At 62.4% G+C, this 14,328-nt stretch carries 13 protein-coding genes; 7 read left to right on the plus strand and 6 right to left on the minus strand.

Features of this window, described 5'->3' with window-relative positions; all coding sequences use genetic code 11:
- Positions 1-9: 9 nt before the first annotated feature.
- Together IPK70_05735 and IPK70_05740 are read left to right on the plus strand one after the other, a co-directional pair.
- A complete protein-coding gene (locus IPK70_05735) occupies positions 10-966 on the plus strand; it encodes a glycosyltransferase family 2 protein (GenBank protein ID MBK8226659.1) in 957 nt (318 codons plus the stop codon).
- A 27-nt stretch (positions 967-993) separates the two neighbouring features.
- Positions 994-2,394 (plus strand): hypothetical protein, encoded by a 1,401-nt coding sequence (locus tag IPK70_05740; GenBank protein ID MBK8226660.1) that lies wholly within the window; start codon positions 994-996, stop codon positions 2,392-2,394.
- Here IPK70_05740 and IPK70_05745 read toward each other — a convergent pair.
- On the minus strand, positions 2,381-3,400 hold the full coding sequence (locus IPK70_05745; GenBank protein MBK8226661.1) for a ThuA domain-containing protein: 1,020 nt from the start codon (positions 3,398-3,400) through the stop codon (positions 2,381-2,383). The genes IPK70_05740 and IPK70_05745 overlap by 14 nt on opposite strands.
- 108 nt (positions 3,401-3,508) lie before the next feature.
- Between IPK70_05745 and IPK70_05750 the strand changes: the two genes are divergently transcribed.
- Positions 3,509-4,861 (plus strand): hypothetical protein, encoded by a 1,353-nt coding sequence (locus IPK70_05750; GenBank protein MBK8226662.1) that lies wholly within the window; start codon positions 3,509-3,511, stop codon positions 4,859-4,861.
- A 110-nt stretch (positions 4,862-4,971) separates the two neighbouring features.
- Entirely contained in the window at positions 4,972-6,078 is a 1,107-nt protein-coding gene (locus IPK70_05755; GenBank protein MBK8226663.1) for an MBL fold metallo-hydrolase, read from the plus strand.
- A 48-nt stretch (positions 6,079-6,126) separates the two neighbouring features.
- On the opposite strand, the gene IPK70_05760 is transcribed toward IPK70_05755, so the two are convergent.
- On the minus strand, positions 6,127-6,714 hold the full coding sequence (locus IPK70_05760; GenBank protein ID MBK8226664.1) for a T9SS type A sorting domain-containing protein: 588 nt from the start codon (positions 6,712-6,714) through the stop codon (positions 6,127-6,129).
- A gap of 202 nt (positions 6,715-6,916) precedes the next feature.
- Positions 6,917-7,522, minus strand: coding sequence for a hypothetical protein (locus tag IPK70_05765; protein MBK8226665.1), 606 nt, complete (start codon positions 7,520-7,522; stop codon positions 6,917-6,919).
- 112 nt (positions 7,523-7,634) lie between these two features.
- Here IPK70_05765 and IPK70_05770 point away from each other — a divergent pair, with 112 nt between their 5' ends.
- The 3 genes from IPK70_05770 (at position 7,635) to IPK70_05780 (ending at position 10,659) form a co-directional block, all read left to right on the plus strand.
- Positions 7,635-8,672 (plus strand): NAD-dependent epimerase/dehydratase family protein, encoded by a 1,038-nt coding sequence (locus tag IPK70_05770; GenBank protein MBK8226666.1) that lies wholly within the window; start codon positions 7,635-7,637, stop codon positions 8,670-8,672.
- Positions 8,673-8,691: 19 nt separating this feature from the next.
- Entirely contained in the window at positions 8,692-10,014 is a 1,323-nt protein-coding gene (locus IPK70_05775) for a glycosyltransferase (protein ID MBK8226667.1), read from the plus strand.
- A 132-nt stretch (positions 10,015-10,146) separates the two neighbouring features.
- On the plus strand, positions 10,147-10,659 hold the full coding sequence (locus tag IPK70_05780) for a hypothetical protein (GenBank protein ID MBK8226668.1): 513 nt from the start codon (positions 10,147-10,149) through the stop codon (positions 10,657-10,659).
- 75 nt (positions 10,660-10,734) lie between these two features.
- On the opposite strand, the gene IPK70_05785 is transcribed toward IPK70_05780, so the two are convergent.
- The 3 genes from IPK70_05785 to IPK70_05795 form a co-directional block, all read right to left on the minus strand.
- Positions 10,735-11,580: a T9SS type A sorting domain-containing protein gene (locus IPK70_05785; protein MBK8226669.1), complete on the minus strand. Its 846-nt coding sequence runs from the start codon at positions 11,578-11,580 to the stop codon at positions 10,735-10,737.
- 179 nt (positions 11,581-11,759) lie between these two features.
- The gene (locus IPK70_05790) at positions 11,760-13,712 is read right to left on the minus strand and encodes a PQQ-binding-like beta-propeller repeat protein (protein MBK8226670.1); all 1,953 of its coding nucleotides are present in this window, start codon (positions 13,710-13,712) and stop codon (positions 11,760-11,762) included.
- 93 nt (positions 13,713-13,805) lie between these two features.
- Complete coding sequence (locus IPK70_05795; protein MBK8226671.1) at positions 13,806-14,249, minus strand: KTSC domain-containing protein; 444 nt, start codon at positions 14,247-14,249, stop codon at positions 13,806-13,808.
- Positions 14,250-14,328: the final 79 nt, after the last annotated feature.

Genomic DNA, 14,328 nt, shown 5'->3' on the forward strand with positions numbered 1-14,328 from the left:
CCTTGCAGCATGGATGTCTCCGTCGTGGTTCCCCTGCTCAACGAGCGCGAGTCGCTGCCGATCCTCATCGATCGGCTGCATCGGGTGCTTGCCAGCATGAGCATGGCTTACGAGGTGATCCTGATCGATGATGGCAGCACCGACGGCTCCTGGGCGGAGATCCAGAAGGCGGCCAAGGCCGATGCGCGCGTGAAAGGGATCCGCTTCGGGAGGAACTTCGGCAAGAGCCCTGCGCTCAACGAAGGCTTCATCGCTGCGCAGGGCGAGGTGGTGATCACCATGGATGCCGACCTGCAGGACGACCCGGACGAATTGCCGGAGCTGATCCGCATGGTGCGAGAAGAAGGCTACGACCTGGTGAGCGGCTGGAAGAAGGAGCGCTTCGACCCGATCACGAAGACCATCCCCACGAAACTCTTCAACTGGACCACGCGGCGCGTGAGCGGCGTGAAGCTGCACGACTTCAACTGCGGGCTGAAGGCCTACCGGAAGGAAGTGGTTAAGAGCATCGAGGTCTTCGGCGAGATGCACCGGTACATCCCCTTCATCGCGAAGAAGGAGGGCTTCGGGCATATCGGTGAGAAGGTGGTGCAGCACCATCCGCGCAAGTACGGCAAGAGCAAGTTCGGGCTCGATCGGTTCATCAACGGCTTCCTCGACCTGCTCACCATCACCTTCGTGTTCCGCTTCGGGCGCAAGCCCATGCACTTCTTCGGAGCCGTGGGCACGCTCATGTTCGTGGTGGGCCTGCTGAGCGCATGCTGGGTGGTGGGCGAGAAGCTCTACTTCGTGCATGCGCTGGACAGGGCCGCGCCCCGCGTGAGCGATCAGGGGCTCTTCTTCGTGGCGCTCACGGCCATGGTCATCGGCGTGCAGCTCTTCACCATGGGCTTCGTGGCGGAGCTGGTGCGGCGCTACAGCCCGGAGCGGAATGTTTACCGGGTGAAGGAGCGCGTGGGCCTCTGACGCCCTGGCGCTGGTCATCTTTGGCGCATGCCGCGAACGCGCACCGTGATCACCATGCTGGTGGTGCTGGCCCTTGCGCGTTACGCGGCGGTGTGCTGCTTCATCCATCCCTTCGCCGATGATTTCAGCTATGCAGCCATCGGCATGCGCACGGACCTGCTCCCTCGGCTCGGTGATGAGTACCTGAACTGGAACGGGCGATGGTGCAGCAATCCGTTCATGCTCCGCGGACCGTTGGTGCTCGGCACCGGTGCCGGCCTGTGGCTGTATCGCTGCGTGCCGCTGTTGCTCATGCTGGGTGCATGGGCCGGTGCAAGACGGCTCCTGCGTGCAGTGGCCCCGCTGCTCCACAGCCGCGATGCAGCGCTAGGGTCTGGGTTCTTCCTGCTGCTCTTCCTGCAGCTCATGCCCGATCTCAGCGAGGGTGTTTATTGGTACACCGGCGCTGTGAGCTATCTGCTGCCCGGGGCCTTGCTCCTCTGGCTGACCGCGCTGCACGCCGAGGCCTGGAGCAACGATTGGCGCTTCTCATGGCCCCGAGCTTGGTGCATCGGCTTGTTGTCCGCTGCGATCGCAGGCTTCAATGAGCTGCACATGATGCTGGTTGTGGCGGCGCATTCGGTGCTGTTCGCTCTCCATTGGCGCAAGTACCGTCGCACGCATGGGCCGATGCTGCTGATCACCGCCCTTACGCTCGCCTCGGGCCTGATCATGGCGCTTGCACCGGGCAACTCCGTGCGTGGCGAGCTCTTCCCGCTACGGCACGACCTCGGGCGCACGTTCTCGGGAGCCGCATTGCAGACCGCACGCTTCGCGCTCGTCTGGCTACTCTCGCCGGTGCTGCTGCTGGTTAGCACGCTTTTCCTTGCCAACCTCCGCACTTGGATGCGGGCTTCCCCGGTGCTCAGCGAACGGCTTCCACGGCCTTTGCCCATCGCGATCGTGCTTGGGGTTGCGTTCTTCGCGTGCATGGCCTTGCCTTTTTGGGCAAGCGGGTTGCTGGGTCAGCACCGCACCGTGAATGCCGCTTTGCTCGTGCTGCTCCCCGGTTGGCTGCTGCTGCTCGCGTCGTTACGGGTGGAAGTGCTGAAGCGGTCGGCGCGACCTTGGCCTCTGATCAACGAGGGCGCGCAGCGATGGGTGCTCGGTTTGCTGCTGGTCACGTGCATGGCCACAGGAAGCGGTGGCCGAGTTTCCGCGGACCTCTTGAGCGGGCGCTTGGCACGATTCGACGCGCAGTTGCGATCGCGCTACGCAAGCATCGGTGAGGCGAAGACCAGGAGCACGGATATCCTTGAGTTGCCGCCGCTCGCTGATCCGCCGCGCTCATTGCGCTACCTCGATGCCACCGGTGATCCTGAGCATTGGATCAACCGGTCACTGGCGAATTACCTGCAGGCCGATTCCGTGCGCATCATCGTGCGATGACCAAGCGTTGCGCACCAGCGGACGTGATGAAGAGGTAGCAGCCAGGGTCAAGGCTGCCGATGGAAATGGTTGAAGCGCCCCTGCTCAGGGTTCCCCGTGCATGCACGCGGCTTTGGGCATCGACCAACTGCCAAGGCGTTCCGTAGTCCGCGGCCACGCGATCGAGCTGCACGAAGTCGTCAGCTGGGTTAGGCCGGATGCCTGCCTGGTTGAATCCCAGCGGTTCCAGCACATGCACGTTCAGTTGGTCCAGCCATTGGAGCGCATCAAGGATGTGCTCGCGGAAGATCGTGTCGCTCGTGTAATTCGATACGGCGTGCCCGAGGGCTGTGCAGAAGACTCCGCCACCGGTCGGCAGTTCGCGGTACCAGCTCATCGGCCTTGGTGCATCGTAGGTGTTCACCAATCCGTTCGGGCCGACGGTTTCTTCCACGCGCAGCACTTCCACATTATCCGGACCGTAGTAGCCGCCTTCCCAGTAGTAGTACTCCTCGTTCTTCAGCCACGGGTCGGGCACATCATCGGTCGAAGGATGCGGAGAGGCATGCGAGAGCGCGTACTGCGGAGTCCCGTTCACATGATTGGGATCCTCCTGCACGCTGGCACCGATCAGCTCGGCGTAGAAATCCCACGTGCCCGTATTCCCCCCGTTGGCGCTGCTGTGCCTGTAGGTGTCGCTCGCTGCGTGGATGCCGAGCACGCTGCCGCCAGCAGCCACCCATTGCTCGAAGTTCGCCCGTTGCTGCGCATTGAGGATGTTGTCGCCGCTGGTGTTGCTGAACACGATGATGCCATACTGGCTGAGCGTTGCTGGATCACTGAACGGGTCGCCCGTGGCGTCATCATCCACGGCATAGCCCGATTCAGCGCCGATGGATTGGAACATCGCGAAGGAGGCCGCGCGCGTGTCGTGATCGTAGCCGGAGGTCTTCGTGAAGTGCAGGATTCTCGGCTGGGCCGATGCTGCGATCACATGGATAAGGCTTATTAGGACGAGTGCCCGCATGGCCGAAGGTATTCCGGCCGGGATCGAACCCGGGAGTGAATGCCGTGTACCGCGTGTGCAAACCGGCCGCCTTCCGCATCACTGGAGGGGACCTAAATCCACAACGCCATGAGAAAGCATCTCGTCGTCATCGCCGCGTTCGCCGGCGCAGCGGGCATCGCAGCCCTGTTGATTTCCTTCCGTACCGCCGGTCCGTCGGGCTCCGTCCGGCCGGGAGACGTGACCGGCTGCCACGCCACCAAGCCCAAGCCCAAGGGATGCGTGTTCATGACCGTGTATGAAGGCGATGGCCTTGATAGCACCTTCGTGCTGGAGGCTCCGGCCGCGGTGCTGCAGAGCGAGCAGCGTGCGTTGAGCTGGCTGGTGAAGGCCCAGGCGAACGATGGTGGGTACGGAGCAGGCACGCACGCGCGGCAGGACATCACCGACCCGCACGCGGTGAGCACTGATCCAGCCACGTCGGCCATGGTGGCCATGGCGATCATGCGCATGGGCAGCACGCTCGATGATGGTCCGCATGCCCAGCAGTTGGCGCGCGCCACCGAATACCTGCTCAAGCAAGTGGAATCAGCGCCGAAGAACGCCATCAACATCACCCAGTTGCAGGGCACGCAGATCCAGGCCAAGCTCGGCGCCAATATCGATGTGGCCCTGACCGCGCAATTCCTGAGCAATCTGGTGGCCAAGCTCGATGAGCAGCACCCGAAGCGCCTCCGGTGCATGCGCGCGCTGAACACCTGCGTGGACATGATCCAGCGCGGGCAGAACAGCGATGGCAGCCAGCGCGGCGATGGCTGGGCCGGCGTGCTGCAGAGCAGCTTCGCGGCCAGCGCGCTGGAGAGCGCCAGGTCGCAAGGCGCTGATGTGGATGATGAATCGCTCAAGCTCGCGCGCGACTTCCAGAAGAGCAATTTCGATGCAGGCAAGGGCACTGTAGCCACGGACCGTGCGGCGGGCGTCACCCTCTATGCGGTGAGCGGCAGCACGCGCAACAGCGCCGCTGAAGCACGCGAGCTGAATGAAGTGGTGATCCAGGCGAAGAAGGAAGGGAAGATCGCCAAGAACGCGCCGATGAACGTGGAGACGCTTGAGAAGGCCGGGGTGTCGCGCACCGATGCTGAACGCTTGAACACCGCATATCAGGTTTATGAGACCGCCAAGGTGCAAGCGCAGTCGGAGAATGTGATCAGCGGGTTCGGCAACAACGGCGGTGAGGAGTTCCTCAGCTTCCTGCAGACCGGTGAATCGCTCGTGATCGCCAAGGACAACGGCTGGAAGGACTGGTACCAGCAGACCACCGGCCGCTTGGTGAGCATCCAGAACAACGATGGCAGCTGGAACGGCCACCATTGCATCACCAGTCCTGTCTTCTGCACGGCCACATCGCTGCTGATCCTCAGCATCAACAACGACATCGAGCATCTGCTCGCGCAAGGCGCCGTGAAGTACAAGTCCAAATAGCCCGATACACGAGCGGCTGTCTGGTGGTGGCTGCGGTGGATGGGTGAAGGGAGAGGTCCGGACCTTTGCGCCGGACCTTTCCTCATTCACCCTTGCGATTCATCCGACGCATGCTCTGGATCCTGCTGGGCTTTTTGGCTGCCTTGGGCCTCGCCCTCGTGCTCTACTTCTCCTTCGCTCCGCGCATCGGCGCCGATCCCGATGGCGCGCGCTTGGAGCGCATCAAGGCATCACCCAATCAGGTTGATGGCAAGTTCCGGAACATGGTGGAGACCGATATGGACATGCCGGTCGGCACCATGCTCGGCGTGCTGTGGGAATTCGCGAAGGGCGCTGAAGGGCGAGAACCGAAGGACACGATTCCAACGGCCGATTTCGATCCTGTAGCCTGGGCCGGCGTGCCCGACAGCGCCATTGCTATTTGCTGGTTCGGGCACTCGTCGCTGCTCATCAAGGTCGATGGCATCACCTTCCTCACGGATCCTGTCTTCGGGGAGCGGGCCAGCACATTCAGCTTCGCTGGGCCCAAGCGCTTCAACTACCTGCAGCATATGCGCGTTGATCTTCTGCCGCAGGTTGATTTCGTGCTGCTATCGCATGACCACTACGACCACCTCGACCATGAGACCATCCTTCGATTGAAGGATAAGCGCTTCATCGCGCCGCTCGGCGTGGGCGCGCATTTGGAGCATTGGGGCGTGCCCGTGGATTCCATCACCGAGAAGGACTGGTGGGAGAGCGTGGGGCTCGGGCCCGTGAAGCTCACGCTCGCGCCGTCGCGCCACTTCAGCGGTCGCGGATTGACCAATCGCTTCAGCACGCTGTGGGGCTCATGGGTGATCGAGGGCCAGCGGAAGAAAGTCTATTTCGGCGCCGATTCCGGCTATTCACCCGCCTTCAAGGAAGTGGGCGAGCGCTTCGGGCCATTCGATCTGGCCTTGCTCGAATGCGGCGCCTACAACGAGCGCTGGCCCAGCATCCACATGATGCCCGAGGAGACCGCGCAGGCCGCGGTGGATGTGAAGGCCAAGGTGCTCATGCCCATCCATTGGGGCAAGTTCAGCCTGGCCATGCATGCGTGGAAGGAGCCCATCGAGCGGGTCTCCATCAAGGCTGGCGAACTGGGCGTCACCTTGCTCACGCCCCGCATCGGCCGCATCGTGAATGGGCCCGACCTGAGCCTCAGCGAGCGTTGGTGGGACGAGGTGCGGAAATAGGAAGCGCCGCTCCGGAGAGCAGCGCTTCGCTTCAATGGGGCCTTGGGCTCAATGCGCGATCACCACGCGTTGCTCGGTGAGCAGTCCGCCGCGCTGGTCGTTCAAGCGCAGCACATAAGCGCCGGCCGGAACCGAGGTGACATCCAAGCGTCCTTCAGCAGCAACCGCATGACGCAGGACCTCGCGGCCTTGCGCATCGAAGAGCTGGGCCATCTCACCGCCCTGCGTGCCTTCCACGATCAGGAAGCGATCGGCCGGGTTCGGGAAAACAAGCGATTGTGGCACCGGCTCAGCATCCGCGACATCGGTATTCACCTCCACCACGATCCGGCCCTTCATGCCCATGTTGGCGTGCGGAACGCACACATAGTAGTAGGTGCCCGGCACGGTGAGGGTGAGCTGATGGGTGCCCGAATTGAAGTTGAATCCGCCTCCGAGCGGTGTGTTGCCGTTGGCATTCCAAGTGGCCTCACTCACCTGTGTGAAGGTGTGCGTGGCGCCGATGTTGATGGTGATCTCCGTCCCAGCCTGTACGGTGAGCAGGTTGGGGTTGAAGCTGAAGTTCGACTGGTTGATGACCTGCGACTGCACCGTGAAGGCGGGAAGCAGGAGCAACGAAGCGGCGAGTGTTCTCATGTTAGGATCCGGGTTTGGTGCGTTAGACACGGCAAGATGAAGTTTCGTTGCCGCGGCCGCGAAATTCGGTTCCTCGGGGCCAAGGTCGGTCGGGTGCTCGCCGTCGCCGTTCACCAGCGCCAGGCACCGCGCTTGAAACCATCGAACACCAGGATCAGGTCCATTCCAACCGCGCGTTGGGTCCGAGCGGCGCCGAACTGAATCACGCCATGGCATAGAGCGCTGCGCCGATCACCCAAGTGAGCAGGAAGGCTATGTAGGCCAATCGGAGCGGCCTGTACTTCGAGCGTGCGATGTACCGGCCGTGCGAGTGCAATTCGTCCAGGATCGCATCGTGAGTGCGTGGCGGCGACGAGAGCACCGTGTGCATGCGTTGCTTGTAATCCTCCGGCGTAAGGGTGATGAAGGAGGTGAAGAAGAGCAGGTTGAAGCCTTTGGGCAAAGGACCGTTCTCCTTGATCCGCCGCTTCAAGGATGGCGATTTGGGCATTGTGGCGTACGCGCACAGCAGGATGGTGGTCAGCGCGCCGATCACCATCACCCAGTAGTGGGCCTTGGGCCCTGTGAGCGCATGGTCGCTCACCTTGCTCAGGGCGAATTGCAGGAGAACTGCGCTCAGCGTGAGCATCAGGTTCGCCTTCAGGTCGCTCATCTGGCTTATGGCCATCAGGTTCACCCGGCTCTGGATCAGCAGATAATCACGATGGTCAGCCGTATAGGGGTCCACATCCTCGTAGCGCACCGGGGGAAGCTTGGGGGCCTCTTGCTGTTCGATCACGGGTGGTGCCTGACCTTGCTCTTCTTCCATGGTGGCCAAGTTATCAACGGCCCCGCTGCGGGGCCTTCGAGGCTGTGCGAGCTGGCGGTGCCAAGCCTCCCTCAAGCATCAAGCTCAAGCTCCGCACCCATCTTTGCCGCCCATGGCAACACACCTCGTCACCGGCGGCTGCGGCTTCGTCGGCCGCAACATGGTCAAGCGCCTTCATGCCCAAGGGGCCAAAGTGCTCTTCATCGACGACCTCAGCGTGGGCACCCACCCCGACACCTGGATCGGCAGGCCCCTCAACTTCGAGCACCGCGAGCTGCGCATCTACGGCGACGATGAGCGCCTCCTATTCATCCAAGCCGACCTGCGCGATGTGCTGCGCGAGCTGAACAAGGACCCGCAATACTTCCAGAAGCGCTATGGCCTCAACGTGGCGCTCTTCGACGATATCTTCCATTTCGCCGCCATCGTTGGCGGGCGCAGCAAGATCGATGGTGATCCCATGCTGGTGGCGCAGGACCTTAGCATCGATGCCGAGATGTTCCTCTACGTGTGCCGCAACAAGCCGCGCCGTTTCCTGTACCCCAGCAGCAGCGCCGCGTACCCCATCGACCTGCAGACCGAGAGCAACACGCTCAAGCTGAAGGAGAGCGACATCGACTTCAAGAAGATGGGCGAGCCCGACATGACGTACGGCTGGAGCAAGCTCACCGGCGAGTTCCTGGCCAAGATCGCCGCGAGCCATTACGGCGTGCATGTCACCTGCATCCGCCCCTTCAGCGGCTACGGAGAGGATCAGGACCTCAGTTATCCCGTGCCGGCCATCGCAGCACGAGCAGCGAAGAAGGAGAACCCCTTCGAGGTCTGGGGCACCGGCAAGCAGGGCCGCGATTTCGTGCACATCGACGACGTGCTCGACCTCACGCTCCTGGCCATGGACAAGATCAGCGACGGCCGAGCCATCAACATCGGCATGGGACGGCTCACTTCGTTCCTGGAACTCATCGAGGTCTTCACCGGCTTCGCGGGCTACAAGCCGACCATCAAACCCTTGCTCGACAAACCCGTGGGCGTGCACAGCCGCTATTGCGACATGAGCTGGGTGGAAGAGAATCTTGGGTGGAAGGCGAAGATCACCATTGAAGAAGGGATGCGGAGGGTGTATGAGGCGGCGAGAATGCGGATCGGATGATCATCTCATTTAGTCATCGATGATCGTCTGCTTCGGCCCTGGCCCAAAGTTCAAGGGCGGCATCGCGCAGTACAACACGGCCTTGGCGCGGGCGCTGAAGGATGAAGGCGCACAGGTCAACATCGTGAGCTGGACGCAGCAGTACCCGGCGATCATCCCGCGCGAGTTCGTTGACAAGGCCAGCCGGAGCGATCTCCTCGAGGGCTACGACATCCCCGTGCGCTACCTCACCAACTGGAACGACCCGCGCACGTGGTGGAAGACGGCAAAGGCCATCACCGACCTGAAGCCCGACAAGGTGATCCTGCAGTGGTACAACCCCACGCAGGGCATTCCGCTGAACACGATCGCCAAGTATTTGCGGAAGCACACGCAAGCCGAGGTCCTCTTCGACCTGCATTTCGTTGCCGCCAAGGAGCAGAGCAGCCTGGATGCACGGCTCACCCGCATGGCGCTGCGGCATGGGCACAGCTTCATCGTTCACGCATACAAGACGGCCGAGGAGCTGAAGGCGTTGATGCCGGAGAAGACCTTTGAGGTGACGTTGGATGGGCGCTCAGAAGCGCGGACTTTGGTCTTTGGTCTTAGGTCCATGGCAAGAACTGACCATGGACCTAAGACCAAAGACCTAAGATCTTCGACCATCCTCAAGCTCTACCACCCCATCTATTCCCTCTTCAAGCCCGATCCGGCTTTCGACATGGAGGCGTGGAAGTCACAGCACGGATTGCGGAAGCATGTCTTCCTCTTCTTCGGCTTCATCCGCAAGTACAAGGGGCTTCATCACTGCATCGAAGCCTTCGCGGAACTCGCCAAGCAGCGCGATGATGTGAGCCTGATGGTCGTTGGCGAGCGCTTCTGGCAGACGGTGGATCAGAGCAAGCTCAGCACGAAGCTGAAGAACGCCGTCTTCGGCACGCTGAAGAAGCTCTTCCTGAAGAAGGCCGACGATGAGCGCGATTACGATCCCTTGGCGATGATCGGACGCTTTGGACTGAAGGAGCGCGTGCTGGTGGTGGATCGTTTCATCCCGAATGAAGAGGTCCCACCCTACTTCCAAGCGGCCGATACCATCGTGCTCTTCTACGAGACGGCGACTCCCAGCGGCGTTGAGAGCCTCAGCTACAACTTCAAGCTGCCCGCCGTTGCCACGCGTGTGGGGCACTTCCCCGAGACCATCACCGATGGCTTCAATGGCTACCTAGCCAATCCGAATGACATCACCGACATGGTGCGCGTTATGAATGCGAGCATCGAGAAGCCCATCCCGCGCGAGAATGTGGTAGAGGCCACCAAGGCGATGAGCTGGGCGAACTACGCGAAGGCGGTTCTGGCGGGTTGAGGGATGCTGCCGTGAGCAGCCTGAAACCAGCCCAGGCATTCAGCTTCTGCACTGGCCGAAGCGCCGCCCCCGTCTGTCGAAGAAGCTGCACCATCCGGCAACACCTGCCGTTGCAGGCTCAAACACCGCAACATGGCCAGCCGCTCCCCATCCTTCCAACAAGCATCTGCCTTCTTCGCATTCCTGCTTGCAGGCGCTGCATCTGCCGCAACGCCGCCTGCCAACCGCGCCGACAAGGACGAAGTGGTCCTCACCGGCTGGATGCACGTGGAGGACCATACCTGGCGCGATGCCACAGTGAGCGTTGAAGTGGATGGCGTGGTACAGGTCGCTCGTGTCAACGAATCGGGCCGCTTCGACCTGCGCGTGCCGGCGAACACCGAGGTGCTGCTGCGCTTCGAGAAGCCGGAGCACCTGTCCAAGGAGGTGGTGGTGAACACAGCGTATTCTGCCATGGGCCAGGCTGGTCGCCACAAGCGCCATGTGAAGTTCGCCGTGATCCTTGAACTGGAGCGCCACATGGCCGGCTTTGGCTATCACAGCCCTGTTGGAACCATCGCCTTCGACAAGGATGGCGGATGCCTGGCTGTTACGCACCGCCGGGAAAAGATCCCCCCCGGCCGCAACAAGCCGATGGAATTCTGATCCGGATATTGCCGCAACAACAGCGCAGGGCCTTCTCATCGAAGGCCCTGCTCGCGTTCTTCAGATCCGCGCTCGCTATTCCTTCAGCACACGGCCGAGCATGAGGCTGCGGTCCGTGCCCGCGAGCCGAACGGTGTATGGACCCGATGCGAGCGGCGCGATGCTGATCGCAGCAGCGCCCTGCACAGATGTTGTGAGCACCGTACGCCCTTGCGCATCGATGAACTCGAGATTCCCGGACAGGTCGGCGGGGAGCGCGATGTTCAGGATATGGGACGCCGGATTCGGCCAGAAGGCGGCGCTTGCGCTTTCAACGCGCGTGATTCCCGCGCCCACATCGAGGTCGAAGCCCATGTCCTGCCAGGTGCTGCTCGTGGTGTTGCCCGTGACCGTGCCGCTGGTGTTGGAGTAAAGCTTCCTTCCATTGTTGGGCGTAGTGCCGAACGTGCCGAATGCCGCGGCGGTGGTGGTCTGGAATTCGATCTCGATGATGAGCGTTCGGTTGGAGTTGTACAGGAAAGGCGTCTGCAGGTCGATCGGGAACCAATCGCCCGTGGTACCGGCCGGTATCGTATAGGAGGCCGATGCGAGCACGGTGCTCAGCCCGGTGAAGTAGGTGTTTCCGCCGGCGAAGGCCACCTCGTTGGTGAGGCCCAGCTTGATCGTGAGGTTGCCGAGCGTGACGCCCGTGGCCTGCCCCGTGCTTCCGTACCGGTAGTAGAGCCGGGTGATCGCACCGCTCACCGGATTCACCAGGTCGCCGGGCAGGTAGAGGCATTGCGTGCGGAGCGCCGTGAGATTCCCCAGCAGGAAGGTGCTGTTGCTGGTGCCGAAGCCTTTGTACACCTGTTGGGCGCTGCCAGGGATCGCGGCGAGTTGGAGCAGGGCGATCGAACAATAGGAGAGAAGGGTCCTGCGCATGGGGACGGGTGTTGGTCTCATCAAAGCTATACGGGCGATCCGAATGGCAAGGAGCACGAGGCGCCAATGGGTCCGCACCTTGTGGAACCGGCTCGCGCTTCCCCGTACGTTTCCTCAAACGCAGCACGGCCACCAAGGCTTGCCCTTGATGGCCGTGCTGCTTGTGCGCCGCTAACCGCTCACAGCTTGAACAGCTTCACGCTTCCGCCATCAACTAGGTAAACGGCGTTGCTGAAGGCATCCACCTCATACTTGGGGTTCTTGTCGTTGCCCAAAGGGATGGAACCGACCACGCTGCCGTCGCTCTTATTCAGCGCATGCAGCACATAGCTGCCCTTACCGGCATCGCTCATCAGGTAATGGATGCCCGCGGTGCTGGTGCTGGCCTTGAACCGCGCGTTCGCTTCCTGGAAGAAGCGCTTCGCGGCGCCTGCGGCCATCTGTGCCCCTTCACCATAGACATCGCTCACGGCCCCGGTGATGTCGCGTGCGGCGGCACTGCCGGCATCGGTGACCTGAATGCTCTGGCTCGCCGCGCCGAATGCCGCGCTCGTGTACCCGAATGCGGCGGCATAATAGGCGGCCCGCACGGCGCTGGCATATTTCAGCGCACGCACCAGGCCGCTCTCGCGCGGTGCCGGGAAATACTTGCGGTAGATCTCCTTTCCATCGGCTCCCAGCAGGGCCAGGTTCTGATCGCTGCTCACCACGAGCCCCGCATCGGTGTGCTCCAGGCGCGTGGGCTTCTCCTTGCCCTCGAAGGCGAGCGGCGCGGTGCTAACTGCGGTGGCCGCACCGCCGCTCGCGGGCACGTTGTACAAGAGACCATCCTTCGTGTTCACCACCCAGGTCTTCCCTACGCTGGTCGTCACGAGGCCCGCTCCGCCCTTCATGGGCTTCTCCAACCGGGAGAGGCCCGTTGACAGATCGATCACCTCCACTTCCTCAGCACTGGCCACGAGCAGGTCACCGCCCAGCATGGTCACTTGCTGCACCACGCCATCGAGCTTCACGGGTTTCTTCCAGACCTCGGTGCCGCTGGCGTCCACCAAGGTCACTACGCCGTCGTCCTTGCCGCTGGTGAGCAGGGTGCGGTCGCCCAATTCCACGGCGCCGGCCAGGATCCCCTTCACGTTGATCCCCTTGCCATTCTTGCCCCACTTGCCGCTTCCGCTCGAATAGTCGAGCAGGTCGACGCTCCGGTTGTCGCCGGCGCCCACGAGCAGGCCGCTCTTCAAGGGGACCAAGGTGCCCAGCTTCTGCTGGAACTGCAGCGGCGCGCTCCAGGCATAGCCGCCATCGGCGATGCGGAAGGCATTCACGAAGGTCTTGTACGTCACTGTCACGGTCTTCTTGCCCTGCGCATCGGTGGATTCCTTGCGCTGCTCGGTCTGCATGCCCATGAAGCAGAGATCGGGCGCGTGCGGCGTGGTGATGAAGACGCCACCGATGCCGGGCATGTTGATGTTGGCGCCGCCCTTGTCGAGCAACGCCGTGAGGCCCGACATCTTCTCGAAGGCGGGGTCGGGGCTCTTCTTCCAGAGCTCGGCGCCGGTCTTCGCATCCAGCTTGTACGCGAAGAAGAGCGTGCTCAGCAGGATCGCGTCGGGACCAGCGCTGTTGCAGGCGGTGAGCCGGCTGAAGCTGTCGTCCTTGGTCCAGCGCACCTGTCCGGTGCCCATATCCACGCAGGCCATCGCCGCTTTCTTATCGGCCTTCTGTCCAACAAGGACGATGGCGTTATTGGCGTAGAGGAAATACTTGCTGGTGATGTTGCTGATGCCGGCTTCATCGCTGCTGAAGGCCACCGTACCGCTGAAGGGCTCCACGATGAAGAGCGCTTCCGGCCGGCCATTGGGCACGAGGGTCACGAAGGGCGAACGGTCCACCTCGGTGTATCCGGTCTCGGGGGCTCCGGCCAATTCCTTCAAGGTCCAGGACACATCGCCCGTGGCGGGATCCACGCCTTTGAGGCCTTCGGCGGTGCAAACGACCACGGCTCCTGCTGCCGTGGTGCGCATCCATTGCACGGCACCGGTGTTTGCGGTCCACACGGGGCTCAACTGGGCAAAGGCCGAGATGAGCTGTAGGGCGAAGAAGGGGAGGAGGAGCGGGCGTAGTGAAGCGTTCATGGGGGTACGGATTAGGGCGTGCGGCCTGACAAGGTATGTGCCGTTATGCCGAACGGACCGCACCCGGCAACGATCCGCACGAACGGACGCGCGCTACTCCGCGGCTACGGCGCTGGTCACCTTGCGCTGGGCATAGTTGCCCAACAGGTGCCGGCGCACGAAGCGCGGCGTGGCATCGGTGCCCACGAACTTGTTGTAGGTCTTGGGCGGCACGCCATAGAAAGCATGCGTGCTGCCATCACCGAAGTGCAGGCGCAGCACCTGGCCCTTGTACTCCCAGTTGGAGATGCCGCTGGTCATGGTCTGCTCGAATTCGCCGGCGCGGGCCGAGAGCGTCTCCGGATGCATGCCTTCGAGGAACTTGTAGGCTGCGATGATCCGCTGGCTCATGGCCTCCGCCTCGGCGCGCTCAGCCTCCACTTGGAAGCGGTCGGGGTGGTGCTGCTTCATCAGCCCCTTGTACAGGAGGTTCAGCTCTTTCAGGCTGATGCCTGCGGTGGCGCCCAGCAGTTTGCGGCTTTCCAGGATCTCTTTCATGGCGTGCGGATTTCGGAAACGGCCGCGAAGGTCGGCTTTTCCCGGCTTCACGTAAAGCGTGTCCAGAATCCAGGCCTGA

This window comes from Flavobacteriales bacterium (assembly GCA_016712535.1).
GTDB lineage: Bacteria > Bacteroidota > Bacteroidia > Flavobacteriales_F > PHOS-HE28 > PHOS-HE28.

Coding starts and splice junctions, on each gene's coding strand:
- IPK70_05755 (MBK8226663.1), top strand. CDS start 4,972: ATGCTCTGGATCCTGCTGGGCTTTTTGGCTGCCTTGGGCCTCGCCCTC.
- IPK70_05750 (MBK8226662.1), top strand. CDS start 3,509: ATGAGAAAGCATCTCGTCGTCATCGCCGCGTTCGCCGGCGCAGCGGGC.
- IPK70_05745 (MBK8226661.1), bottom strand. CDS start 3,400: ATGCGGGCACTCGTCCTAATAAGCCTTATCCATGTGATCGCAGCATCG.
- IPK70_05770 (MBK8226666.1), top strand. CDS start 7,635: ATGGCAACACACCTCGTCACCGGCGGCTGCGGCTTCGTCGGCCGCAAC.
- IPK70_05740 (MBK8226660.1), top strand. CDS start 994: ATGCCGCGAACGCGCACCGTGATCACCATGCTGGTGGTGCTGGCCCTT.
- IPK70_05780 (MBK8226668.1), top strand. CDS start 10,147: ATGGCCAGCCGCTCCCCATCCTTCCAACAAGCATCTGCCTTCTTCGCA.
- IPK70_05765 (MBK8226665.1), bottom strand. CDS start 7,522: ATGGAAGAAGAGCAAGGTCAGGCACCACCCGTGATCGAACAGCAAGAG.
- IPK70_05760 (MBK8226664.1), bottom strand. CDS start 6,714: ATGAGAACACTCGCCGCTTCGTTGCTCCTGCTTCCCGCCTTCACGGTG.
- IPK70_05735 (MBK8226659.1), top strand. CDS start 10: ATGGATGTCTCCGTCGTGGTTCCCCTGCTCAACGAGCGCGAGTCGCTG.
- IPK70_05785 (MBK8226669.1), bottom strand. CDS start 11,580: ATGCGCAGGACCCTTCTCTCCTATTGTTCGATCGCCCTGCTCCAACTC.
- IPK70_05775 (MBK8226667.1), top strand. CDS start 8,692: ATGATCGTCTGCTTCGGCCCTGGCCCAAAGTTCAAGGGCGGCATCGCG.
- IPK70_05790 (MBK8226670.1), bottom strand. CDS start 13,712: ATGAACGCTTCACTACGCCCGCTCCTCCTCCCCTTCTTCGCCCTACAG.
- IPK70_05795 (MBK8226671.1), bottom strand. CDS start 14,249: ATGAAAGAGATCCTGGAAAGCCGCAAACTGCTGGGCGCCACCGCAGGC.